Genomic DNA, 25,347 nt, shown 5'->3' on the forward strand with positions numbered 1-25,347 from the left:
AAACAACAATTAGGGATTTTTGCGGTGTATCAAGATTTTTTTGGGTTAGAACAGCAACCGTTCAGTTTGACTCCGAACACCAGTTTGTACTACGGGTTACCTCCACATGAAGAAGCGCTGGAGGTTCTTAATACTGCATTATTGAATGGAGAGGGGTTTATAAAGGTAACCGGAGAGGTTGGCACCGGTAAGACAATGGTTCTCAGACTGTTTATGGGAAAACTGTCTGATAATTATGAACTTGTGTATATTCCGAATCCTATTCTTACTCCGGCAGAACTCAAGCTTTCCATTGCCAAGGAGTTACAGCTGGATGTTGATAATGTTTCAAGTTTGTCCCTCAATGACATTATCAATAATCGCCTTTTGGAGCTGAATAAGGCCAATAAGAAAGTTGTGATGATTGTAGATGAGGCTCAGGCTTTAAGTGATGAAACTCTTGAAGCCATCAGACTTTTGGGAAATCTTGAGACCGAACAGGAGAAAATGCTGCATATTATTCTATTTGGCCAGCCTGAACTTGATTATAAACTGTTGCAGAATAACTTCAGACAGTTGCGCCAGAGAATTTCTTTTTCATATGCACTCAGACCCCTAAATGAACATGAAACTTATTCATACCTGAATTATCGTATGAAAGCCTCTGGTTTTAAGGGAATAGAAGTTTTCAGTCGCAAGGTGTCACAACGTATTTACAAGGCAAGTCACGGGATACCTAGGCTGATTAATGTGATTGCAAATAAATCCCTGATGCTATGTTATGGCTACGGCGTGTATGCAGTTTCAAAAAAAATAGTATCAGAAGCTGTAAGTGATACAAACGGTACTACTGCGGGAGCTGGTAAAAGAGGATTTTTAAGACTGCTCAGAAATTTGGGAATTATCAGTCTGGTCTTTGTTGCCGTGGTAGGTGGCCTATATATCTTTGGAGCGACTAGATGAGTGTTATAAATAAAGCTTTAAAGGAACTGAATAAACGAAATTCCGGGGACGAATATGGCAAGTATGTGCCACCGGAAAAAGCAGGAATGTCTTTTAATAAACTGACATTGGCTTCTCTTGTAATTATTGGCGTAGCTGTTTTAGCAGGTTCCGGTTACTATGCATATAAGATAGGAGAAAAAAACAATCTGTCCAAGACAAAGCCGACAGCAACTCTTTCAAAGGAAGTTGAATCCTCTTCTGAAAAGACAGCTTCTGTTGCCGAGGTGTCCACAGATCCGAATCTGAACAATGTTCAGATTACAAATGAAAGAAATACAGTTTCTCAGAATGAAAATGAGGTTACCGACACTCAGAATAACGTCATTGCTTCTGTTGAGACCGGTATTACAGCGGTGAATACAGAATCCGTTAACAGTGAACATGCTTTGGATCAAGATGTTCCCGTACTGGATGTACATCAGAAGACGGAAAGAAATTTAATCAGAAACAGACCTGAGAACCATGAAGTTGCTCAGAGTCAGGTTAAGACAGTTGAAAAGCAGGAGATTCATAAAGTTGTAAAAACAGACAGTCAGTCTGCGAAGGAATCAAAAAAAAATAATGTTGTAGAAGACTATGTATACGATGCCGATAACTATGTTATTGAGGAAGAACCGAATGTAGTTGTGGTGGAAAAGCCGGTAAGTCGCAAGGCTTCTTCACTAAAGGTGGCTAAGAGTCAGCTTACTCCGAATGAACAGAAAGAGATTTACCGGACTCAGGCGTTGAATTCTCTAGGAAAAGGTGATAGCAGAAGAGCTATAGATGCTTATCGGAATATACTTGCCGTTGATCCTAAAGACATAGAGGCACGAGAAAAATTGGCAAGTCTTTATTTTGGTCAGGATAATTACGTTGATGCTATCAGAGTACTTGACGGAGGTATTGCTCAGACTCCTTATCATTATGATTATCGCTTGTTTTTGGCAAGAATATATAAGTCTCGTGGTGACGATGCTAAAGCATTGAAAGTTTTGGAAACTGTAACTCCTCCTGTTGCTGGAAATATTGACTATTATGCCACGATGGCAAGTATTGCCAGAGAAAGCGGTAACTTTCCTGTGGCAGCAAAGGCGTATAGGGCCTTGGCCTCAACCAATTCACCTGATGGTAAATGGTATCTTGGATTAGGGATTGCCGAAGAAAAGCAGGGAAAACACAAACAGGCTTTGGAAGCGTATAAGAAAGCCTCGTCTCTATATTTAAGTCAATCCTCACGTAAGTTTGTTGAAGGTCGTATAAAGTTTTTGGAGACACTGAGATAATGCCGGAAGATAACAGCTCTAGAAAAAGATTACGTATAGGTGACGTTTTAGTTCAGTCCGGGATAATTACCGAAAACGACGTCGAAGAGGCCCTGAACTATTCAAAGGAAATGAACCTCAAACTTGGTCAGGCCGTGGTTGCTCTCGGCCTGGCTACGGAAGCTGATATATGTACCGCATTGGGGCAACAGCTTCAGATGACTGTTTTTACCGATTTGTCAAAATTAAATATTGACAGTAATGTAGTTCAAATGCTTCCTGAAAATATAGCCAGACAGAAAAGGGCGTTGGCTATATCAAAAAGATTGAATCAGAATACGGGAAATGACGTAATTACGGTTGTAATTGCGGATCCTCTCGATTATTACGGTCGTGATGATATTGTTGATAAACTGGATCCAAATGAAGTTGATTTTGTAATAACTCCAGAATCAGAAATAGTTAAATATCTTCCAATGTTATACCGCAATACTGAAAATATTGCGAAATATGCGGATCAGCTCCAGAGTGAAATTACGAAATCGGCATTTGAAGTCGGTGCAACAGATACATTAAATGTTGACGATGATTCCTCAGATGCTGCGGTTGTTAATTTACTTAAATCAGTATTTGAAGATGCAATCAACTGGAAAGCGTCAGATATTCATATAGAGCCTGATGATGGTGTATTGAGAATAAGACAGCGTATAGATGGAAGTCTTACTGAACAGATTTTGCCTAGTTCTGATATAGGTGCGGCTATTGCATTAAGAATAAAGCTTATGGCAGGTCTGGATATTTCTGAAAAGAGATTGCCTCAGGATGGCCGATTCCACATTACGATTGCAGGAAACGGCGTGGATGTCCGTGTGTCAACTCTTCCAACGCAGTATGGTGAATCCATAGTAATGCGTATTCTGAATCAGGCAACAGGTCTTGTTTCCCTTAATGCTACAGGTATGCCTGAAAAAATACTTGAGAGCATGAGAATTCAGATTCACAGACCTCACGGGATGATTCTTGTAACAGGACCAACCGGTTCCGGTAAAACCACAACTCTGTACGGAGCACTGAATGAACTTAATACTCCAGATGTTAAGATTATTACCGTTGAGGATCCGGTTGAATTCCGTTTGCCGAGAATAACTCAGGTTCAGATAAACCAGAAGATAGGTTTGGATTTTGCCAATGTTCTTAGAGCCTGTCTGCGTCAGGACCCTGATGTGATTCTTGTAGGTGAAATGCGAGATAAGGAAACCAGTGAAATTGGTCTGCGTGGTGCTATGACTGGTCATCTTGTATTATCCACACTGCATACAAATGATGCCATATCAAGTACCATGAGACTTGTCGATATGGGGGCTCCCGGATATCTGGTTGCCAGTTCACTAAAGGCAGTGCTTGCACAGCGTCTGGTGAGAAGAGTATGTCCTAAGTGCGGTGATTACTGTGAGGTCGAACCTTCACAGGAACGTTTCATCGAAGCCGCACTTGGAGTTCCGATCGAAGAGCAGAGACAGCACAAGTTCAAGCTTGGCAATAAGGGAAAGGGGTGTCAGTATTGCAATTTCAGTGGTTATAAGGGACGTATAGGTGTTTTTGAACTGCTTGTATTAAATGATGCCATGATGGATGCCTTGAGAAAGGATGATTTGGAAGAGTTTGCAAGATGTGCAAAAGAGAGTCCAATGTACAAGCCTTTAGCTAAAGTGGCCTATGATCTTGCAGTTGACGGAGTGACCTCTATTGAAGAGGTTATGAAGCTTTGTGAGGTGAATGATTAATGCCTGTATTTAGATACAAAGCCAAAAACAGTTCCGGAAAATATGTAACTGGAACAATTGAAGCCGGTAGTCAGTATGATGTTATTGATGAGATAAGTAAAACCGGCATGATTCCTATTGAAATCAAAGAAGAAAAGCAGGCTGTATCTATAAAAATGCCTGCTGGGATGTCCAAGTTTTTCAAGAAAAAAGTAAAAACAGAACAGCTTGTAATGTTTTGTCGTCAGATGTTTTCTCTGAGTAAGGCCGGGGTACCCATGATTCGTGCGATAACCGGCTTAAGTGATTCCATGGAACATCCTGCCCTAAAGGAATCTCTGGTAAAGCTCAACAAAGATCTTATAGGTGGTAAATCTTTGGCATTATCCATGTCGGAACAGCCTGAAATCTATAATTCTCTTTTTGTGGCGATGATTAACGTTGGTGAAAACACCGGTAAGCTCGATGACGTGTTTTCTCAATTGGCATCATATTTTGAATTAGACTTGCAGACGAAGAAAAGTATAACAGCAGCCATGAGATATCCTATTATGGTTATGTTATTTATTGTTGCTGCGGTAGTTATTCTTAACATTTTTGTAATTCCTGTATTTACTGATATGTTTTCAAAGTTTGGTGTAGACCTTCCTATAACCACCAGAATTCTTATTGCGACATCAAATATATTCGTTAATTACTGGCCTTATATGCTGGCTGTCGTTGTTGCGGTTCCATTTATTATAAAAAATGCCATGAAGAAAGAGTCTGTGAAAGTTAAATGGGATCAGTATAAGTTAAAGATTCCAGTTATTGGAAATATTCTCAACATGGCTCTTCTGGGACGTTTCTGTCGCAGTTTCTCACTGATGTTACAGTCAGGCGTGCCATTAAATACTGCCTTAAGACTTGTTGCTGATGCGTTAGATAATAAGTATCTGGAAAAGAAGGTGCTGAATATGCAGAAACAGATAGAGCAAGGTGTTTCCCTCTCTCAGACAGCTGTTCAGAGCCAAATGTTCTCACCTCTGGTATTACAGATGTTCGCTGTCGGTGACGAAACCGGTCGTGTTGATGAACTGCTTATTGAAGGCGCGGATTATTACGAACGAGAAGTGGATTATGGTGTAAAGTCTCTTACTGCCAAAATAGAACCTCTGCTTCTTGTTGTGGTATCTCTTATTGTGGGGCTTCTGGCTCTAGGTATATTTTCTCCTATGTGGGACATGTACGGAGCAATGCAGGGGAAGCAGTAGAGACGTGATGTAATATTTCAAATATATATTTAAATATATGTATGTAAAATCGTTAATAGCAAAATAATCCCCTGTGCTAGATGTTAACTGTGCAAGTGTATAACCAAAAATATAGTATAAAAATAACACACAAACATATTAGTATTGTTGATTATTTTATTTTCGACCTTGAGAAAATTAAAAGTGATAATCTAACTGTTTTAAAAAATTAGATGTCTCCCAATAAATGAAATGCAAAAGATGGCGTTTTAAGTGAGAATTACTGATTTTTAGATATAATTAACTTATAACGGGTTGTTTATCAGGAATATTAAACAGGATGTTTTTACCTGATATAGTCAAAGTAGTCTTTTTAGGAGTGAAAGATGAAAAAAGCTAAAACTATGAAAAATGTTAAGCGCAATAAGGGTTTTACCCTGATTGAACTGATTATTGTTATTGTTATTTTGGGTATATTGGCCGCAACAGCTTTACCTCGTTTCATAGATGTTACCGAAGAGGCTAAGAAGGCCAGTGTAGAGGGGGTAGCTGGTAATTTTGCTACAGGTATTCTGCTGGTTAGAGCGCAGTGGGAAGCAAAGAGCAGACCTAAAGTTGATGGTGTTAACAGCGTGCTTTATGATGGCAGCCGTTTTTATCTGACCACACCTTCAACCTCCAAGATTGAAGATGGTACCATGAGTCCTGGATATCCTATTGCCGCAACGGCAATAAATTCCTCTTCCTCTCCTGTAACTGCTGAGTATGCTTCTTATTATGACGTCGGCATGACTTCAGATAAATGTCTTCATATCTGGGAAAGTATGTTGCAGAACCCTCCTAAGGCTACTACCAGCATAAGCGATGTGAACAGCAGTTCAGAAAACTATAAATATTTCATTTCATACAGTGTAGGTCCTGTTAATGGCAGTGCTGTAGCAAATTATGGTATTTGTCACTATTATCTGGTTGTGTCTCTTGATAGAAGTGAAAGTGGTAATTACAAAACTCCTAACAACAGTACTGACAAGTATATGAGTTTTACCTATGTACCTGCGTTAGGTCTGATAACACCATATATTCACAGCAGTAATTAAGCGTGGTGCTATGGAAAGATGCTCTACTGGATTTACTTTGATAGAGTTGGTGACAGTAATAGTAATTTTAGGAATTCTGTCAGTGTACGCCGTACCAAAATTATCAGCAGGTTCTGGCGAGCATCTTTCTGTGTGTCAGGAAGTATCTAATCTGATACTGCAAACGCAGAGCATCAATATTAATCAGGGGGATTCTCCTGATGTCTATTTCAAATCATTTCTTTCCGGCGACTATGGCGTCTGTCTGAAGAATGACTGTTCCGAAGTAAATAATCTGAAAATGCGGGGCGGAAATCCCAAGGTAACCATGAATGGTACCAGTGATGTCGAGTTTTATTTCAATGGAATCGGCCAGCTTCAGAACTCCGAAGATATTTCTCTTGAATATGTGTTCGAGGGGGCCTCATGTACAGTTAAGGTAAATACCGAGGGGGCTGTATCATGGAAGTAAAAGATAGAGGCTTTTCGCTTGTTGAGCTGGTTATCGGTATTGTTGTTATGGGGATTGTTCTCAGTGGCCTTATACCCATTATTGGTTCACTGGAGATGAAGTCCGTTGAGCCTAGTTTTCAGGTTAAGGCTGATTTGCTGGCACATCGTATATACAATCAGATGAAAATAAGAGCGTACGATGAGAAATCAGATCATCAGGGTGGGGGCTGCCGCTGTGGTGAGTCTGTGAGTTACAAGGGGATAGATGTCTGTAATCTCGGGGCTTGTACGTTACAATCCAATTTTGGTCCGGATTCCACGGAGAGCTCTAATCCTCGTCCTGAAAATTTCAATGACGTGGATGATTTTGATACATACAGTCTTTGCGGTTTGGATTCTTTGAATTCTTACTGTTATGGCAACAACAATAAGTGTACAGGCAGTGATACAAGCTGTACGAGGATTAACAATGCTGTCTGTGGTGACAGTGAATGTCTTGTGCCTGCAGTTTTCTTTGTCGATAATACCCATAATGATACATGCAGCCTTGGTGAGACAAGTAATGATATTGCGTGCAACAGTTATTCAGATTATTTTGTCAGTATAGATGTTTATAACAAAGATGTAGAATTCTCAGGATTTAGCAAGCTGACAGTGAAAATGATTATCATAAAGGTGTTATCTCCGCGTGATGATACGTATGAGTATCGTTTTATAAGGAGTAACTACTGATGAAACGCAATAAAGCTTTTACTTTAATTGAACTTGTAGTTGTTATGGTACTGCTCGGTGTTGCCGGCGGGGTTACCGTGTCTTTTTTGTGGCAGGGAACCAAAATGTACGTCGGTATCAGTAGCAGAACGCAACTGGCTGCTATAAGTCATAATCTTTTTGCCAGATTGCGAATTCAGATAGAGAATTCAATGCCGTACAGCATTTCTGTTTCAGAAAATATATATTCATCAGGGAGCGGTGCTATGCTCTCATTAACCATACCTGTTGAAAGATATCGTGTGGCGGACATAAAAGAGGGGCAGTACCTATATCTTCCGCTGGCTGAAAATGATGTTCTCTGTTCTTCCGGACTGAGCAATTACAGGCTTAAATATCTTAAGCTTGATCATTCTTACGGAGTTCTTGAATTAAAAAATGTAATGACGCCTGATGACGTTTCTGTTTCCTCATCCTGTACTGCCGGTGTTTATAAGGTAAAGGTTACAAGTTTTGGGGACGACCCTTACATAAGTGGCGGTACTGTAATGTATCTTACCGACAGCCAGTCCGATAAAAAATATTATCAAAGCACTCAGGGGCATCTTTTTTATAAACAGGGAGATGGTTCTGCAGTCCCTCTGAACAATCCTGCGGAAGGGGAACATGGAGCAAAAGTTGATATTTTTAAACTAAATGATGGAACATATTCGAATGGACAGAACGGTGTTACTGTATCTGTAAAATTATCTTCTGGCGATGATTTTATTACTGTAAGTCAAAGGTTTGAATTACACAGCAGTGTGGATTTTTAACGGGTGATTGATATGGTGACGAATTTACACAGAAAACGGGGATCTATGCTTCTGACTGCTATAGCTGTTATAGTGGTTTTTTCCCTGCTTATTGCCGTTTCTGCCCGTATGCTTATGAACAGTGATCAGAATAAAGTGACCGTGTCCGTCGGAATGCAGGCTGAACTTCTGGCTCATACGGGAACGGAGTTTGCAATGGCTCAGCTGTTTCCGTTAGGAGCAAGCAACGGTTCGCTTTCATCACTTTTATGGGGTGATGGCGAACCTGCTTCCAAGTCAATTCTTCCTGCAAACTGCAGTTCTGTTTCTCATGAAGATGGCAATATTTTGTGTAACGGATTCAGAGATGGGTGTTATCTTGATAAACTTTACATTGATGTTAAAAAGATTATCAGCGATGATGTATCCGGTTCTGATGTTCTGTATGAATATCAGATAACTTCTTCTGCAGTATGTGATGTTCCGTTTATAAGTTCCTCCTGTGCTCCAAACAGTGCCACCTGTTCAGGTAATACGTCTTACTATAAAGTAAAAAGGACTGAGACCACCAAGGCCTCCGATATCAGTTGGAATGTCAGTGCTGAATAGCTGATTTAAAGGTCCTTTTTAATTTCTGTGCTTGTTAAGCTTTTGCAAGTTTTTCTTAAAAGATAACCTATTTAGTGTTATAATCAGCATGCTTTATTTTTAATTCAGTCAGTGAAAAAGGTAGAGTCTACTGTTTAATCACATGTGGAATAATGTAGTACCTGGAGAAAATTATTAAGTTTTCAAAAAGGTAAATACGTAGAAATTAAGGCCTCGGGTTTCCCCCATTGTAATCTTTTAAGACTCGGCATAAGGTGCCGTGAGTAAGTGTTGTATCCGGATTTAATAAATGTTTAATAAACTTAGATCTTTATATTCTACTGACCTTTCTATTGACCTTGGAACAGCAAATACGCTGATTTATGTTAAATCCACAGGTATTGTATTGAACGAACCTACAGTTGTTGCGGTTAAGGAAAGAGGTCTTTCCAGAGGTAGACCTTTGACACCTATCGCTGTCGGTAATGCCGCAAAGAGAATGTTAGGTAAGGCACCTGAGGATATAAAGGTTGTAAGACCTATGAAAGATGGTGTAATTGCTGACTGTAAGTACACAGAACGCATGCTTGAAGAGTTTATGCATGCCATTCCTACCAAATCGCTGAAATTCCTCAGATGGATTTCTAGCGGACCAAGAGTTTTAGTTTGTGTTCCATATGGTTCAACACCTGTAGAAAGAAATGCTATTAAGAATTCAATAAGAGTATGCGGGGCCAATGAGGTTCATGTGCTCACAGAACCTATGGCTGCAGCTGTCGGTGCCGGATTACCTGTAACTGAACCAAGCGGTTCGATGGTTATAGATATCGGGGGCGGTACCACGGAAGTTGCTATCATTGCTCTGAGCGGTATTGTATACGCTTCTTCAGTCAGAACCGGCGGTGATAAGTTTGACCAGGCTATTGTGCACTATATTCGTGATAAGCATCGTCTGGAAATCGGTGAGGTAACAGCTGAAAAAATCAAAATAGAAATCGGTTGTGCATATGAAGGTGAAGACGACGAACCAAGGGAAATGGAAATTCGCGGTCAGAGTATTATTGAACAGGCTCCTCGTTCTTTGGTCATAACTTCTACTGAGATTTTAGAAGCTCTTCAGGGGCCACTGAGCAGTATTATTGATGCTGTTGCCATGGCTTTGAATAACGCACCTCCAGAATTATCTGCTGATATTTCCAACAGAGGCATGACCATAACTGGCGGCGGTGCTCTTTTAAGAAATATTGACAAGGTTCTCCATATGCGTACCAAGGTACCTGTTACTATTGCAGATGATCCTTTAACCTGCGTAGCAAGAGGTGGCGGGGCTGCACTCGAAATGGCCGATAAAGGCATTGTGTTGTTTGAGTAATAAATTCCTTAACGGATGAGCGTTATGCAGAACAGATTAGGTATGTCAGCCAATATAAGATTTTCATTGGTTGGCATGCTTTCATTGGTGTTGATACTTTTAGACAGTCGTTTCAATCTTTTTAAAGATGTCCGCTATCATATAGAAAGTTATCTAACCCCTGTTTACTATATAGCTGACGCTCCCGTTTCCTTAGTAAGTTCAGCTAATGAAAGACTGAGATCTTATCAGGAAATCGCTGACGAAAATCGTCTTCTTAAGTATCAGCTCTCTGAAATAAGAGTAGAACTGCTCAGATATGACAGTGTTATTCATGACAATGAAGAGCTTAGACGTTTGAATAATTCTCCAATAAAGGAATCATTCAGACGAATGGGCGCTGAAGTTATGAGAGTTGACACCAATCCTTTTTCACTGACTGTAATGATTAATCGCGGTGCTAAAGACGGGGCATATGAAGGTCAGCCTGTGATTAATGAACAGGGTATAGTCGGTCAGATTATCAGCGTAGCAAATTCTACCAGTCGTGTACTGCTGATTTCAGATCAGAATCATTCAATACCTGTTGTGGTTATGCGTAATGGTATCAGAGCCATCGCAACGGGAACTGGAATAGTAAATGAACTCAATGTGGTTAACATGCCTAGAAACGTAGATATTCAGGTAGGAGATCTGCTTATCAGCTCCGGTCTCGGTGGGATTTTCCCATCCGGATATCCTGTGGCCAGAGTTACCAATTTCGACAGAAAGGAAGGTTTGCAGTTTGCGGAAATCAAGGCTCAACCACTTGCAACCTTGGATCGTTTGAAGTATATGTTACTGTTGTGGCTGCCTGATTCTGAGCAGGAAACCATTGAGGAAATCAAGGCAGTGTCAAGCAATACAGAAGAAACGATGCAGAATGTAAAGGAAAAAACTATACAGAAGTCAATACCTACACAGAATGACAAGTCTCTTGTTGTGGATAAGTCCTCAAAAAATTCAGGAAACACAAAAACTGATAATAAAGTGAAATCAACAGGAGGCAGCAATGACCATTAAGAGTACTGGCTCATTTTTGCTCATATGGATGTCAATTATCGTTGCTCTTGTCCTTTCAATAATGAAACTTCCTGCATCGTTAAGTGATTATCTGCCAAATTATGCGTGCCTCGTTGTTCTGGTTTGGGTTGTGGCCATTCCTTCAAGAGTGAATGTTTTTACAGGTTGGATTACTGGTTTATGTATGGATTTCCTGCTTGGTACAACGTTAGGAATTCATGCTTTGGCTTTTTCGTTCATGGTGTGGATGATTCGTACGCAATTTGATTCGATAAAATACTATTCTTTGCCGGAACTGTCTATTGTTGTGGGAACAGTTATTTTTATCGGTCAGTTTGTATTATTCTGGGGAGAACATCTGTTCGGTGTTGTTACCGTAGATTACAATATTTTCTGGTCAGCTCTTTCAAGTTCCATATGTTGGCCTATTATTTATGTTTTTTTAATGTCTCTATATCATCTAATCAGTCCTAAGAAAGAAGATGAATAATCGTGAAATAATTCTGGCTTCCGCATCACCGAGGAGAAGAGAGTTATTAGGGAACATGGGTTTTTCATTTAAAGTTGTTCCTGCAGATATTGATGAATCCAGGTTGTCACAGTCTGAAACTCCATGTGAATATGTCAGAAGACTCTCTCTGTCTAAAGCGGAAAAAATATTAAGTCTTCATCCTGATGCAGTTATTGTCGGGGTTGATACAACTGTTTCGATGAACAATGAAATTTTTGGAAAACCTGCGGATTTCGAAGAGTTTCATCTGTTTATGAGCAAGCTGAGTGGAAAAACTCATCAGGTTTTCACCGGACTTAGTGTAATAGACAGAGACAGGACTGTCAGTAGCTATGTGAAGTCCGATGTAACTTTTGTCGAAATGTCGGAAAAGGATATTTCTGATTATTGGGCAACTGGTGAACCTGTTGATAAGGCTGGTGGATACGCTATTCAGGGGATAGGTGGGAGTTATATAAAGTGCGTATCTGGTAGTGTCAGTTCCATCATTGGTCTGCCTCAGGCGGAATTGAGAATTATTCTGAACAGTTTTATGGAAGGTGGTATTCATGAATGAACTTTTGGTAAATGTTACTCCGTCTGAAACTCGAGTTGCACTTGTTGTTTCTGGGTTACTGTCAGAAATTTATATTGAACGTTCCTCTAATTCCAGCATGGTCGGCAATGTATATCGAGGAAAGGTCAGTCGTGTCCTTCCGGGAATGCAGGCAGCCTTTGTCGATATAGGTCATGAAAAAGCTGCTTTTCTGCATGCCTCAGATATTGTCCCTCATACAGAATGCGTAAATCCTCATGAAAAGGAACATTTCAAAGTATGTGATATTTCCGCTCTGGTGCGTCAGGGACAGGATATTCTTGTACAGGTGGTCAAGGATCCAATCAGTACAAAGGGGGCCAGACTTACAACTGATATTACTCTTCCTTCCAGATATCTTGTTTTTATGCCTGACAGTGCCCATGTGGGCGTGTCTCAGAAAATTGAAAGCGATGAAGAAAGAAACAGATTAAAATCGATAGTTTCAAAATTTGTTGATAAAGAAGTTGGCGGTTTTATTGTAAGAACAGCGGCGGAAGGGATCAGTGAAAAGGAAATAGAGCAGGATGCTTTGCTCCTAAAACGCATGTGGCTGAATATCAAAAAAAGTTATAAAGAAGCAAAAGCCGGAACAATTCTGCATGAGGATTTATCCATTGCTTTCAGACTTTTACGAGATTTTGTAGGCAATGACATTGATAAGATAAGAGTGGATTCCAGACTCGCCTTCAAAGAGCTTGTCAAGTATAGCAATGAATTTGTTCCTGAAATGGTGGGTAAGATAGAACATTATTCAGGTGACACACCTCTTTTTGATTTATATGACGTTGAAAATGAAATTCAGAGAGCTCTTGACAGGCGGGTTCAGCTAAAAAGTGGTGGTTCTCTTGTGATTGATCAGACTGAGGCAATGACAACAATAGATGTTAATACAGGGGCATTCGTTGGTCACAGGAATCTAGAGGATACCATTTTTAATACCAATGTGGAGGCTGCAGCTGCTATTGCCAGACAGCTGAGGTTACGAAATTTAGGTGGCATCATTATCATTGATTTTATTGATATGTCTGATGCAACCCACCGAGATCGAGTTATGCAGGCACTTCTCACTGAACTGGCTAAAGACAGAGCTAAGACCACTGTTTCTGATTTCTCTGAACTGGGTCTTGTAGAAATGACAAGAAAGCGAACCAGAGAGAGTCTGGGGCATCTTCTCTGTTGTGAATGTCCTGAATGCAGGGGCAGAGGGGCAGTGAAGAGTGTTTCGTCTGTATGCTATGAAATTCTCAGAGATATATTAAGGGTAAATCACGCGTATAAGGCAGAGAAGTTCATTGTATACGCGTCTACAGATGTTGCGGAAGCCTTACAGCTTGATGAACAGCACGCTCTTGCCGAACTTGAAGTCTTTATGGGGAAGACTGTGGAAGTTCGTGCTGAACATATGTACCGTCGTGAAAAGTATGATGTGGTGATGGCCTGATGAATGATTGCAGGGTTGTGGTTATTGAACTGCCGGCAGGAAAGCGAAGTGTTGCAGATACTCTGATTCAGGTAGATATGCAGCTTGAGTCGCTGCTTTCTTTTGATGGTGAGACTCTGGTTGTTCTTCCGGAAAATTTTGCATGCTGCAGTCGGGATAATCATGATTATGAGATTCTGTCCCGCAGTTGGAATTCAGCGATTGATTCTTTGGGTAAACTTGCGAGAAAGCATGACGTTTATTTGGTTGCAGGCACTTTGCCTGAATACGAAGAAGGCAGGTTTTATATAACATCCGCTGTTTTTGACAAAAGTGGCCGTCTGATCGCTAAATACAGAAAAATCAATCTTTTTAAAGCTTTGGTTGGCGGTGTTCTTTATGATGAAGGTAGCTTTTACACACCTGGAACTGAAACTGTAACTTTTACTGTCGGTCACGTTCGTGTCGGAATTGCCATTTGTTTTGATTTACGGTTTCCTGAAATTTTTGCGAAATTAAGACAGCAGGGGTCAGACATTATAATTGTTCCGGCGGCATTTACACGCAGAACAGGTTTAAAACATTGGCATGTACTGCTTAAAGCTAGAGCCATTGAGAACCAGTTATATGTTGTAGGAGCAGGATTAAATGGAACTTCTCAGGACGGATACGAATGTTATGGTCATTCATTAATTATTGATCCTGATGGAAATGTAGTGACTGAAGCGTTAGAAATTAATGATTTTCAGATAATTGAACACAAAATTGATTTAGAATTAAAGTTGAATATTAGAAAGTGTATGCCGTTGACAGCGAAGTTATAAGAGAGAAAGATATATGAATACAGCCAGTGATTTAGTTAAGATTACTACGAAGAAATTACTGTCAGAAAATGGCATGAGTGTAGATTATATCGAAGGAATGATAAACAAATTGTGTTCATCAGGTGTGGACTTCGGTGATATCTTTTTTATGTGTTCTGTTTCTGAAAGCTGGAGATTGAGTGAACAGAAAATCAAATCAGGTGCTTTCAGCATAGATCAGGGGTTTGGGGTCAGAGGTGTTTTAGGAGAAAAAACAGCTCTAGCTCATTCGGATGAAATAAATAATCACAGTCTTCATCAGGCGATCAGGGCTGCAAGAACTTTATCAAACAAGGGTGGCAGTTCAGATGTCAGACTTAATCTTAATCCTTCATATAAAATATACAATACAGGTAATTACGACCCTATTAACAGCATCGGAAGAGAACAGAAAGTTCAGATGCTTAATGAAATTGACAGATTTGCAAGATCTCTAGACAGCAGAGTTAGAGAAGTTAAGATCGGGTTGAATTCATCCAATGAAAGCAGTCTTCTGTTTACTACGGAAGGTGTTACAGCAGCCGAGATTACTCCTCAGGTTACGTTAAGCTGTGCTGTCATTGTTGAAGAAAACGGTGTTTCAGAAAGCGGACACAGTGCCTCAGGAAAAATCTACGATTTATCATTTTTCTACGAAGACGTTCCTGTTCTTCCTGATGATTATGTTCGCGGAGTTTCATCTGTTTCCTCGGTTGAGACTGAGCCAAGATACCTTGCTATTGCCAGAGATGCGGTAAGACAGGCACTTCTTAATCTGAGAGCAGTACCTATAAAAGCAGGAACTATGCCGGTAGTATTGGCATCCGGGTGGCCTGCTGTTCTCATTCATGAGGCTATAGGTCATGGTTTGGAAGCAGATGCGTGTCGTAAAGGTCAGTCTGTTTTCCATGACAAGATGGGAGAAGAAGTCGCTTCCAAGCTCTGCACCATTGTTGATGATGGCACTGTGGATAATGGTACAGGAACATTTAATGTTGATAGCGAAGGTGTTCCAAGCAAGAGGAATATTTTGATTGAGAATGGTGTTCTGAAAAGCTTTATGTATGATAAACTCAATGCCCGTTTAATGGGCAAAGAGTCAACAGGCAATGGTAGAAGAGCTGATTATTACTGTAAACCGATTCCTCGAATGACCAATACCTATCTTCTTTCCGGTAAAGATTCTCCTCAAGATATCATCAGGAGTCTTGATGATGGTATATATGCTGTGGATTTCAGTGGAGGTCAGGTTGATACCGTTGCAGGTAAATTTACATTTACAGCGACAGAGGCTTATCGTGTGAAAAATGGTGAAATCAAGTATCCTGTAAAGGATGCAACCTTAATCGGTAATGCCATAGGAGTTATGAAGAATATTTCCATGGTTGGTAATAACCTTGAATTTGATAAGGGAACCGGTTCCTGCGGAAAACAGGGACAGTCTATAAGAGTAGGTTTGGGACAGCCGACACTGCGAATTGACAGCGTAACAGTTGGCGGTTCAAGATAAACTGCCTCTGTATCTTATCCATAAAATAAAGACGCTGTTTATTTATAAACAGCGTCTTTTGCGCAATATTATAGATACAGTTTTTTATTTGACTGGATGTTCCTTGAAGTAAACTACCGCGTCTTCATATCCGCCGAGATTAATTACATTCTGATAACCTGCATTGTTAAGGGAATTCTTTGCTCTTTCAGCTCTTTTCCCTGATAGACAATAAACGTAGATGGTGTCGTCTTTTTTGATATCATTTTCTGTAACTCCCTTAACAATGTCACTGAAAACGATATTAATACTGTTTTCTGCATGACCTGATTCATATTCAGCAGGGGATCTTACATCTATGATAAAATCCTGTGCGAAGCAAGTTGCAGAACAACTGAATAAAGCTGCTGTACCAGCAAGTATAAAACTGAATAGTTTATTCATCTGATTGCTCCTGATTTATGTTTGTCTTAAGAAACTGGAATAGTTCTCTGTAGTAACGACGATCGCTATTTTCTTTTTCTGCCTCTTTCTGAGCTTTTGAGACCAATGCTCTCAATTTCTGACGATCAATAGACGGATTTTCTGACATGAGACTGTTGATTTTTTCCATCCCCGTGGCGATGAGCTCGTCTCTCAGTGTTTCCAGACGATGAAACTGAGCATTTTCAGAAACCTTTGCCCCTTTAATGGCCTTTAACATGTTTTCGAAAAGCTTAACATCGTCTTCAGAGGCTACTCTCATTAGTGATTCTACGTGCAGTATCTGTCTGCGCAGTTCTTCAGATCTTGGTTTAAGCTTTTTGGCAACCAGCATGGCTTCTCTGAGAGAATCGTTATCACCGAAAGGTATACGGTCGAATTCTGAATCTGCGAGGGCAAGAATTTCGATAGCAACATCTCTCAAATGACGTGCGTGACGCTTTTCAGAGCTTTTTGAAACCCATCCGTCATCATCAGGGATATCATTTTTATGAAAAAAATCTGTATACTTAGGCATAATCTAAAGATCCTTAAATAAATTTAGTGTATTCTAACATCATTGGTGATTATTTGGAATTATTGAAATGGATGACGATATTCAGCTTGAATTAAATAACTTGGAAGATCTTGTTCAATATACAGTGGAAAAAGCTGAGCAGCTTGGTGCTAATGCAGCCAGAGCAAGATTAAATAAGGCTACCGGTCTGTCTGTATCATCACGTAATACTGAAATGGAGAATATTTCTTTTACCAACGGAAGAAGTTTGGCCATAACGGTTTATAAAGATGATCGAAAAGGTACTGTATCTACAAGTGATCTGTCCAGGTCTGCCATTGATGAAAGCATTAGAGCAGCATTGAGTATCGCCAATCATACTGATCCGGATCCTGATGCACGTCTCCCTGCAAAAGAGTTTCTTGCTTTTGAAAAGATGGATTTTGATACCTTTCATCCTCTTGATATAGAGCCGAATGACATGTTTGAAAGGTGCAAAAATCTTGAACTTAAGGCTATGGCAGCGGACGAGAGGGTAATATCCGTCGTAAGCGCCAAGGAGAACAGTGGACTTTATATTTCTGCCATGGCCACGTCTCAGGGGCTGGTGGTCAGTAGTGCGGATACCTCGTACTCACGTAATCTCCTTTTAATGTGTGGGAAAGATGATGATCGTCAATATGGTGGTTCGTATACTTACGATTCATGTCACGAGAAGTTATGGAATGATGAGATTCTTGTAAAAGAATCCATAGATGAAGGAGTATCTCAGCTTTGTCCACAGAAGATTAAAACTGGTGATTATCCTGTAATTTTTGATGTTAACAAGTCTTCCATGCTGCTGAACGTGCTGTTCTCCGCGCTTGATGGACATACACAGTATTATAAAACCGGTTTTTTGACAGACAGTCTGAACAAAAAGGTTCTTCCTGAGTGGATTTCAATAAACGAGAATCCGCACATAGTTGGAAGAATGAGTTCCTGTTATATGGATGGTGATGGTGTAAAAACAAAACCAATGTCTATTATCAGAAATGGTTATGTGGATAATTATTTTTTAAATAATTATTTCGCCAACAAGTTGAACATGGAAAACAATGCCCACAACAGAGGAGTAAGTAATACTTTCGTGGTGGATGAAAGAGAGCCACTGTGCAGCAAGAACGAGCTTATTCGTCAGATGGACAGGGGAATTATTGTTTACGATACAATGGGAAACGGTATTAAACTTATAAACGGAGAACTTTCAATAGGTGCAAGCGGATTTTACGTGGAGAACGGAATAATTCAGTATCCTATAGCTGAGTTTACAATAGCAGGTAACTTTAAGGAAATGTTCAATAATATCGTAGCTATAGCCAATGACGGAGATTCGAGAAATGTTGCCGATCTGGGATCGGTGCTTATTGAAAATATTAAGGTAGCCGGTATATAAAAATTTATTGTTATTCGGTTAATTAGTGATAAAATTTGCCTAACATTTATCAGATAGTCAGGAATTATTATGAAACGTGAATTATCCCTTGAATTTTGTCGTGTTACCGAAGCTGCTGCTTTAGCTGGTTATCATTGGCTAGGACGTGGAGATAAGGTCTCTGCGGATGATGCAGCTGTTAAGGCAATGAGATACATGTTGAACGACCTTGACATTGATGGCGAGATTGTTATCGGTGAAGGTGAAATTGATGAAGCTCCAATGCTTTATATCGGAGAACATGTAGGTAACGGCTCTACTGAGGTTGATATCGCAGTTGACCCTATTGATGGTACCAGAATGACTGCCATGGGGCAGAATAATGCTGTTGCCGTTCTTGCGGCTGCAGACAAGGGCGGTTTCTTAAAAGCTCCTGACATGTACATGGAGAAGCTTATTGTAGGATCTGATGCCAAAGGGGTTATCGATCTGAACGTATCTCTGGAAGAGAATATTTATCGTATTGCGCGTGCTGTCGGCAAAAAGTACAGCGATTTGACATGTGTTACTCTTGCTAAGCCAAGACATGAAAAAGCCATTAAGGTTATGCATGACATGGGACTGAGAGTATATGCAATACCTGATGGTGATGTGGCTGCGTCCGTATTAACCTGTATGCCTGACAGTGATATAGATTTCCTTTACTGTATTGGCGGTGCGCCTGAAGGCGTGATAAGTGCTGCTGTAGCACGTTCTCTAGAAGGTGATATGCAGGGCAGACTTATTCCTCGTCACATTGCAAAGGGTGATACACCAGACAACAGAGCTCATGGCGAAAATGAAATTGCCAGATGCAAGGCTATGGGAATTGAGCCTATGACTGTTCTTAAACTTGAAGACATGGTGAAGACTGACAGTATTATCGTTTCAATTACAGGTATTACTAAGGGAGATCTGCTTGACGGAGTTACTCTTGATGGTAATATTGCAAAGACCGAAAGTATAATGATTAGGGGCAAGTCTAAGACTGTACGTCGTATTAAGGCTCTGCATACCTTACCGAAGAAGTCTCAGACAATTTACGATTTAGTGTTTGGCAACGGCACAAACAAGTAAATCTCTTAAACAAAAAATCCCCTGACATATTAGGCAAAGCTTTAAGTCAGGGGATTCTTTTATATATTTTCTGGCAATTAGTTTCGGAATATAAAGATTTTGTCGTTATCTTTAGATTTTATGTATCCCTGAGTTTCTAAAAAGTATGCCAGTCCATCCTGTTCTGAGGCAGGAAAAATCCCTGTGTCAATAATGACTGATTCATTATTTTTGAGGACAAATCTGTTGGTCTCTTCAAGCAGATATTTACCGACCCCTCTTCTTCTGGTGATGTCGCGAACTTTAATATATACGATATGGTTATTATCGGTAACGGAGATACCAACAACTCCATCATTAAATACAGCAAGATGAACGTGACCAAGCTGTTGGATATCATTAAAATTCATTGGATCTATAAGTTTATTGAGGCTTTTGGTCCATAGAGGCTCAGGTTCATAATCGTGAAATACTGTCAGTCGCATATAATATAACCTACCTGTGTAAAAACTTGCGAGGGTTCAATGGAACTCCGCCTTTTCTAATTTCAAAGTATAAACTATTAGTCTGCAGACCTCCACTGTTACCAGAGGTCGCTATTGAATCTCCGCGGTGAACGCGGCGTCCGCTTTTAACCAGGTTATTCTGATTATTGGCATAGATTGTCAGATAATCGGCCCCATGGTCTATTACTATAATGTTTCCCCAACCATTAAGCCACCCTGAATAAAGGACATCACCATCAGCTACTGCAGTTATATTATTTCCTGCATTGCATGCAATCAGAATACCGGTCCATTTTGTATTGGTGAATCTGATATCTCCAAAGTTTTTGATTATACTTCCTTTAACCGGCCAGGACAGTTTTGGTCCCAATCCTGTCAGATTGTTTTTTCTTGCAAAATTTTCTTTTTCTTCTTTTGCTGCTTTTTCAGTATCTTTCCCTTCTTTTTTTGCTCGAGCCTTAGCCTGTTCAATAGCTTTCTGTTCTGCTTTTTTTCGTTGCTTTTCAAGTTCCTGTTTCTTTTGTTCAATGGCGTTTTCCAAAGCTTTCAGGGCTTCTTCCTGCTTTTTTAACTGAAGTTTTTCATTGTCGATGTTGGACTGAAGGGCTTCTTCCATGTGTTTGCGTTCGCTTCTTTCTTTGTTAAGCGAACCGAGATTGTCGTCATATTCAGTTTTAAGATTTGATAATTCGATTTTTTTATTTTCCAGATACCTTTTGCTGTTTTCCATCTCCAGCTGATTTTGAGCAATATTACTGATAACTTCTTTTCTCTGTTCCGCAAGAATCTGATAATAGGTCATGTATCTGTCGTTGTCTTTAGCAGTTTCATTGCCCAGGAGCAGTTTAATACCAGGGTTTTCACCGAACATGTACAGGTGTCTGACCATGCTCCTCAATTGGTTTTTATTAGTGTCAGTGAGCCTTTCTAAATCACTAATCTGGTTTTCCAGTTCATCGATCTGACTTGAGACTAACTTGATTTTATTTTCAGTAATAGACAGCTTGATATCCAGCTGTTTTATGGATTTATCGTAGTTCTGTCGCTCTTTTTTCAGATACATCAGATCATTTTCATGGTTTTTTATAATTTCAGTGCGACGTTCAATATCTTTTTTCAGAGTGGCAATTGATTTTTCTTCTTTGCCTTGAGAGGACGATGCAGCTTCAGAGGGCTGCATCAGTAAAAAAAGGACAGAAAAAAGCGGTACTAACAGAATCATTCTGCTTCTTGTGAAGAGAGATGTTGAGTACCGCTTATCTGTTGTCATATAAGGTGATTATTTAACCTTGAATAATACCTTGCCGGTCATTTCAGACGGAGTTTTCATGCCGATTAAGTTCAGAATTGTTGGTGCCAAATCTGATAACTTACCGCCGGATACAGCTTCAGCTGAACGACCAACATAGATTAACGGAACAGGAAGGTTGGTGTGAGCAGTATATGCAACACCAGTTTCAAGATCCTTCATTCTTTCAGCGTTACCATGGTCTGCGGTAATGAGGCATTCGCCACCAACTTTCTTTAAAGAATCAACTACTCGACCGATGCAGGTATCAACAGCTTCACATGCCTTTACAGCAGCTTCGTATACACCGGTGTGACCAACCATGTCTCCGTTAGGGTAGTTACAGATGATTACATCATACTTGCAACTTTCAATAGCGGCACAAAGCTTATCAGTGAGTTCGGTAGAGCTCATTTCTGGCTGTAAATCATAGGTTGCAACCTTTGGACTCTGGATAAGTTCTCTGTCTTCACCTTCAAATACGGTTTCAACACCACCGTTGAAGAAGAAGGTTACGTGAGCATACTTTTCAGTTTCAGAGATTCTGAGCTGAGTCTTGCCATGCTTAGAAAGCCATTCACCTAAGGTGTTTACTAAATCTGATGGAGGGAATGCACAAGATGCCTTGATGTCAGTTGCGTATTCGGTGAGCATTACAAAGTTGATTGCAGGGCGAACTTTTCTTTCAAAACCGTTAAAATCATCATTTGCGAAAGCTCTTGAGATCTGACGGGCACGGTCTGCTCTGTAGTTCATGAAAATCAGAGTATCTCCGTCTTCCATTTTAACTGGTTCACCAATAACAGAAGCTTTAACGAATTCATCGTTTTCATCGCGAGCATATGCGGCATTTAATGCGTCAGTTGCAGAAGCGAATGGTGCAAACTGAGATTCACCTAAAGTTATAAGGTTGTATGCCTGTTCAACGCGATCCCATCTGTTGTCGCGATCCATTGCATAGTAGCGACCTACCATGCTGGCAAATCTGCCGGTACCTAATTCCTGGAACTTCTTTTCGAAAAGATCAATTGAACTCTGAGCACTGCGAGGAGGAACGTCTCTACCGTCGGTAAAGGCATGGAAATAAGCCTTTTTAACGCCTTTCTTTGCGAGAAGATCAAAAAGTGCAAGAATGTGCTTTTCGTGGCTGTGAACACCGCCAGGTGACATAAGACCCATTACATGTACTGCCTTACCAGCTGCTACAGAAGAATCGATAGCCTTATTGAAAACTTCATTAGTGAAGAAGTCACCATCTTTGATGGACTTGGTAATGCGGGTTAAGTCCTGATAAACGATGCGACCGGCACCAATATTGGTGTGGCCAACTTCAGAGTTACCCATCTGACCGTCTGGTAAACCGACATCTTCACCAGAAGCGGAAATCAGAGTGTTAGCATAATCCTGAGTGAGTTTATCAAGAACTGGGGTTTTTGCATTTGCAACAGCATTAAATTCTTTAACAGTGTTGTATCCCCAACCATCCATAATGATGAGTGCAAAAGGTTTCTTTGCCATTTTATTTCCTAATATGATTACGTTGATTCAGTGAAAAAAATCTTGTCAAAAATTAAGTTTTAATACTCTGGTGCATATTTTACACTAATTTTGTCGTCATGATCTTTATGTATGCAGAAAATCTTTTTATGATACAGCCTAAAAATTGGTTATATTGCGTTCAATTTACCCAAAAAATCAGATCCCTGTTTTATTATTCATTATCGTTTTTTTGAAAAAAATGATTATTAGTGACGATTATTTTAAAATTTTTTCGCATGTGATAATATACCCCTCGGATCATTATGCTCAGTCAGTTTCGAGAAAGAACCGGCTGGGAACGGATAGGTTAAAACAGATACCAGGGCGTGTTTATTATATGGAATCTTTGGATTTATGGAATGAGCTAGTGTCTTTTGTCAGCAGACATCAGATTATTAGTTTGTTGTGGGTGATAACTTTAGGTTATGTTATTTACTATCAGACAATTATTTGGAAAGACGGCTTAAAACTGCTGAATTCCAGAGATGCTGTTGATATGTACAATCATGATCTTGCTGCTTTGGTTGATGTTCGCACAACAGAAGAGTTTATGAAAGGGCATTTGGCTGGAGCCGTGTCTGTTTCTTCTGAGGACTTGCTTGGTCAGAAGTTTTCACAGGTTGAAAGATTTAAAGATAAAACCATTGTTGTCATAGGCAAGGGTTATGATGACGTGACTGCCTATAAGTGTGCAAAGAACCTGAAAAAGAAAGGTTACAAGAGTGTGATACTTAATGGCGGAATGCAGGAATGGACGATTAATAATTATCCTGTGGTTAAGGGGTAATTTCAAATTCCGAATAGTTTGATGTAATTATATTAAGGAACATAAAATGGCTGATGAACAGTTAAATCCTATATTCGAAATTCTTCGAATTTACAATAAGGATATTTCTTTAGAAACTCCTAATTCACCTCATGTTTTCCGCAGTGAATGGAAGCCAGAAAGCAAGATCGATTTAGATATCAAGAATGATAACGTTGATCCTGAACATCATGTTTATGAAGTTAATTTAAGATTAACAGTGACCACAAAGAATGCTGAAGATAAGGTTGCATTCCTCTGTGAAGTTAATCAGGCTGCATTAGTTCATGCAGAAAACTTCGGTGAAGAACAGCTGGCTCATGTGCTCAATGCCACTGTTCCTAGCATTCTCTTCCCATATGCTAGAGAAAACATTAGTTCTTTAGTAAACAAGGCAAGCTTCCCTCCATTCATTTTACAGCCACTTAACTTTGATGCAATCTATATGCAGAGACAGCAGGCTCAGGCTGCAAAGGAACAGAAAGAAGAACAAGCTGAAGACAAGTAATATTTGTTTTTCTATGAACACAGGGCCTTGACTGGCTCTGTGTTTTTTTTATAAAAAATTCGTTTGGAGTTCGCAAATGAGTTATTCTATTTCTGTAATAGGTTCTGGTTCTTATGGCACGGCATTGGCTATTTCCCTGGCTCGAAATGGTAACAAGGTTCTTTTATGGGGACGAAACCAGAGTAAAATTAACAGAATGCAGCAGACTAGATCCAATGAGGACTTTTTACCCGGCATACTGTTTCCGGAATCTCTTGAACTTACAAGTGATCTTGAATTTGCTGTAAAAAACACAAATATATTACTTGTAGTAATTCCTAGCAGTAATTTTAGAAATGTGCTGCAACAGATAAAACCATTTCTTTCACCTGATCACAGGTTAGCTTGGGCAACCAAAGGGATAGAGGCAAAAACGGGAAAACTTCTCAGTGATGTGGTAAAAGAGGAATTCGGAAATAGTATTCCATTTGCCGTTATCAGCGGACCTACATTTGCAAAAGAGTTGGCTGCGGGAATGCCGACAGCTATTTCTGTTTCAGGTTCATGCGATGATTTTACGGATGAATTTTCAAGATTGATTCATTCAAGCAAAAATTTCAGAGTTTATAAAAATCCTGACTATATCGGTATTCAGATTGGTGGTTGCGTTAAAAATGTTATCGCCATTGGGGCTGGTCTTTCTGACGGCCTTGGTTTCGGTGCAAATGCCAGAACGGCACTGATTACGAGAGGTTTGGTAGAAATACAGAGACTTGGCAGGGCTATGGGGGCTTTGCCGAATACGTTCATGGGAATGGCCGGTTTGGGAGATCTCGTTCTGACATGTACAGACAACCAGTCGAGAAACAGACGTTTTGGTATTGCTTTAGGACAGGGAAAAACTGTTGATGAGGCAATTAAGGAAATCGGTCAGGTAGTTGAAGGTTATGACAATACTGAAGAGGTTTATCAGCTCGCCCAAAGATATAATGTAGAAATGCCTATATGCGAAGAAATATACAAAGTTTTGTATGAAGGTAAATCCGCGAAAGATGCTACCGCAACTCTGCTGTCACGAACTCAGAAGTCAGAATAGACTTTTATAATAATCTGATTGTCTGTTGGCGAATATCTAAA

General features: G+C 39.9%; 26 protein-coding genes. 21 read left to right on the forward strand and 5 right to left on the reverse strand.

Annotation, left to right across the window (positions count from 1 at the left end):
• The first annotated feature begins 24 nt into the window (after positions 1-24).
• From T489_RS0101030 to tldD, 16 genes are all read left to right on the forward strand, one after another.
• A complete protein-coding gene (locus tag T489_RS0101030) occupies positions 25-942 on the forward strand; it encodes an ExeA family protein (RefSeq protein ID WP_037318385.1) in 918 nt (305 codons plus the stop codon).
• On the forward strand, positions 939-2,249 hold the full coding sequence (locus tag T489_RS13955) for a tetratricopeptide repeat protein (protein ID WP_051621685.1): 1,311 nt from the start codon (positions 939-941) through the stop codon (positions 2,247-2,249). Before T489_RS0101030 ends, T489_RS13955 begins: the two co-directional genes overlap by 4 nt.
• On the forward strand, positions 2,249-4,012 hold the full coding sequence (locus T489_RS0101040; protein WP_031578193.1) for a GspE/PulE family protein: 1,764 nt from the start codon (positions 2,249-2,251) through the stop codon (positions 4,010-4,012). Before T489_RS13955 ends, T489_RS0101040 begins: the two co-directional genes overlap by 1 nt.
• Entirely contained in the window at positions 4,012-5,244 is a 1,233-nt protein-coding gene (locus T489_RS0101045) for a type II secretion system F family protein (RefSeq protein ID WP_031578194.1), read from the forward strand. The genes T489_RS0101040 and T489_RS0101045 overlap by 1 nt, the downstream gene beginning before the upstream one ends.
• 365 nt (positions 5,245-5,609) lie before the next feature.
• The gene (locus tag T489_RS0101050; RefSeq protein WP_031578195.1) at positions 5,610-6,320 is read left to right on the forward strand and encodes a prepilin-type N-terminal cleavage/methylation domain-containing protein; all 711 of its coding nucleotides are present in this window, start codon (positions 5,610-5,612) and stop codon (positions 6,318-6,320) included.
• A 10-nt stretch (positions 6,321-6,330) separates the two neighbouring features.
• A complete protein-coding gene (locus T489_RS15670) occupies positions 6,331-6,771 on the forward strand; it encodes a type II secretion system protein (RefSeq protein ID WP_037318388.1) in 441 nt (146 codons plus the stop codon).
• On the forward strand, positions 6,762-7,484 hold the full coding sequence (locus T489_RS13960) for a type IV pilus modification PilV family protein (protein ID WP_051621686.1): 723 nt from the start codon (positions 6,762-6,764) through the stop codon (positions 7,482-7,484). The genes T489_RS15670 and T489_RS13960 overlap by 10 nt, the downstream gene beginning before the upstream one ends.
• The gene (locus T489_RS0101065) at positions 7,484-8,278 is read left to right on the forward strand and encodes a prepilin-type N-terminal cleavage/methylation domain-containing protein (protein WP_031578198.1); all 795 of its coding nucleotides are present in this window, start codon (positions 7,484-7,486) and stop codon (positions 8,276-8,278) included. The genes T489_RS13960 and T489_RS0101065 overlap by 1 nt, the downstream gene beginning before the upstream one ends.
• 12 nt (positions 8,279-8,290) lie before the next feature.
• Positions 8,291-8,866 carry a hypothetical protein gene (locus T489_RS0101070; protein WP_143066434.1) on the forward strand — a complete coding sequence of 192 codons (576 nt, stop codon included), beginning with the start codon at positions 8,291-8,293 and terminating at the stop codon, positions 8,864-8,866.
• Between the two features lie 289 nt (positions 8,867-9,155).
• Positions 9,156-10,217, forward strand: a complete 1,062-nt coding sequence (locus tag T489_RS0101075; RefSeq protein WP_031578200.1) for a rod shape-determining protein — start codon at positions 9,156-9,158, stop codon at positions 10,215-10,217.
• 24 nt (positions 10,218-10,241) lie between these two features.
• On the forward strand, positions 10,242-11,258 hold the full coding sequence (mreC, locus tag T489_RS0101080) for a rod shape-determining protein MreC (RefSeq protein ID WP_051621688.1): 1,017 nt from the start codon (positions 10,242-10,244) through the stop codon (positions 11,256-11,258).
• Entirely contained in the window at positions 11,248-11,748 is a 501-nt protein-coding gene (gene mreD, locus T489_RS0101085; protein ID WP_031578202.1) for a rod shape-determining protein MreD, read from the forward strand. The genes mreC and mreD overlap by 11 nt, the downstream gene beginning before the upstream one ends.
• Complete coding sequence (locus tag T489_RS0101090; RefSeq protein ID WP_031578203.1) at positions 11,741-12,325, forward strand: Maf family protein; 585 nt, start codon at positions 11,741-11,743, stop codon at positions 12,323-12,325. The genes mreD and T489_RS0101090 overlap by 8 nt, the downstream gene beginning before the upstream one ends.
• Positions 12,318-13,787, forward strand: coding sequence for a ribonuclease G (rng, locus tag T489_RS0101095; protein WP_031578205.1), 1,470 nt, complete (start codon positions 12,318-12,320; stop codon positions 13,785-13,787). Before T489_RS0101090 ends, rng begins: the two co-directional genes overlap by 8 nt.
• Entirely contained in the window at positions 13,787-14,590 is an 804-nt protein-coding gene (locus tag T489_RS0101100; RefSeq protein WP_051621689.1) for a nitrilase-related carbon-nitrogen hydrolase, read from the forward strand. The genes rng and T489_RS0101100 overlap by 1 nt, the downstream gene beginning before the upstream one ends.
• Positions 14,591-14,603: 13 nt before the next feature.
• Positions 14,604-16,118 (forward strand): metalloprotease TldD, encoded by a 1,515-nt coding sequence (tldD, locus tag T489_RS0101105; RefSeq protein ID WP_031578207.1) that lies wholly within the window; start codon positions 14,604-14,606, stop codon positions 16,116-16,118.
• 84 nt (positions 16,119-16,202) lie between these two features.
• Here the strand turns inward: tldD and T489_RS0101110 are convergent, their stop codons facing one another.
• Both T489_RS0101110 and yjgA read right to left on the reverse strand, forming a co-directional pair.
• Entirely contained in the window at positions 16,203-16,541 is a 339-nt protein-coding gene (locus T489_RS0101110; RefSeq protein ID WP_031578208.1) for a rhodanese-like domain-containing protein, read from the reverse strand.
• A complete protein-coding gene (gene yjgA / locus T489_RS0101115) occupies positions 16,534-17,097 on the reverse strand; it encodes a ribosome biogenesis factor YjgA (RefSeq protein WP_031578209.1) in 564 nt (187 codons plus the stop codon). Before yjgA ends, T489_RS0101110 begins: the two co-directional genes overlap by 8 nt.
• Before the next feature lie 67 nt (positions 17,098-17,164).
• Between yjgA and T489_RS0101120 the strand changes: the two genes are divergently transcribed.
• The gene (locus tag T489_RS0101120; RefSeq protein ID WP_031578210.1) at positions 17,165-18,511 is read left to right on the forward strand and encodes a metallopeptidase TldD-related protein; all 1,347 of its coding nucleotides are present in this window, start codon (positions 17,165-17,167) and stop codon (positions 18,509-18,511) included.
• Between the two features lie 69 nt (positions 18,512-18,580).
• A complete protein-coding gene (gene glpX / locus T489_RS0101125) occupies positions 18,581-19,606 on the forward strand; it encodes a class II fructose-bisphosphatase (RefSeq protein ID WP_031578211.1) in 1,026 nt (341 codons plus the stop codon).
• A gap of 77 nt (positions 19,607-19,683) precedes the next feature.
• On the opposite strand, the gene T489_RS0101130 is transcribed toward glpX, so the two are convergent.
• The 3 genes from T489_RS0101130 to gpmM are packed head-to-tail and all read right to left on the reverse strand — an operon-like array spanning position 19,684 to position 22,897.
• Positions 19,684-20,070: an acetyl-CoA sensor PanZ family protein gene (locus tag T489_RS0101130; protein ID WP_031578212.1), complete on the reverse strand. Its 387-nt coding sequence runs from the start codon at positions 20,068-20,070 to the stop codon at positions 19,684-19,686.
• Positions 20,071-20,080: 10 nt separating this feature from the next.
• On the reverse strand, positions 20,081-21,313 hold the full coding sequence (locus tag T489_RS13965) for a murein hydrolase activator EnvC family protein (RefSeq protein ID WP_051621691.1): 1,233 nt from the start codon (positions 21,311-21,313) through the stop codon (positions 20,081-20,083).
• 57 nt (positions 21,314-21,370) lie between these two features.
• Positions 21,371-22,897, reverse strand: a complete 1,527-nt coding sequence (gene gpmM, locus T489_RS0101140; RefSeq protein ID WP_031578213.1) for a 2,3-bisphosphoglycerate-independent phosphoglycerate mutase — start codon at positions 22,895-22,897, stop codon at positions 21,371-21,373.
• A gap of 358 nt (positions 22,898-23,255) precedes the next feature.
• On the opposite strand from gpmM, the gene T489_RS0101145 reads away from it, so the two are divergent.
• From T489_RS0101145 to gpsA, 3 genes are all read left to right on the forward strand, one after another.
• Positions 23,256-23,705, forward strand: a complete 450-nt coding sequence (locus T489_RS0101145; protein WP_031578214.1) for a rhodanese-like domain-containing protein — start codon at positions 23,256-23,258, stop codon at positions 23,703-23,705.
• A 46-nt stretch (positions 23,706-23,751) separates the two neighbouring features.
• The gene (gene secB / locus T489_RS0101150; protein WP_031578215.1) at positions 23,752-24,231 is read left to right on the forward strand and encodes a protein-export chaperone SecB; all 480 of its coding nucleotides are present in this window, start codon (positions 23,752-23,754) and stop codon (positions 24,229-24,231) included.
• A gap of 76 nt (positions 24,232-24,307) precedes the next feature.
• The gene (gene gpsA, locus T489_RS0101155) at positions 24,308-25,306 is read left to right on the forward strand and encodes an NAD(P)H-dependent glycerol-3-phosphate dehydrogenase (protein WP_031578216.1); all 999 of its coding nucleotides are present in this window, start codon (positions 24,308-24,310) and stop codon (positions 25,304-25,306) included.
• The last annotated feature ends 41 nt before the right edge of the window (positions 25,307-25,347 follow it).

This window comes from Ruminobacter sp. RM87, from assembly GCF_000701925.1.
In the GTDB taxonomy this organism is placed as follows: Bacteria; Pseudomonadota; Gammaproteobacteria; order Enterobacterales; family Succinivibrionaceae; genus Ruminobacter; species Ruminobacter amylophilus.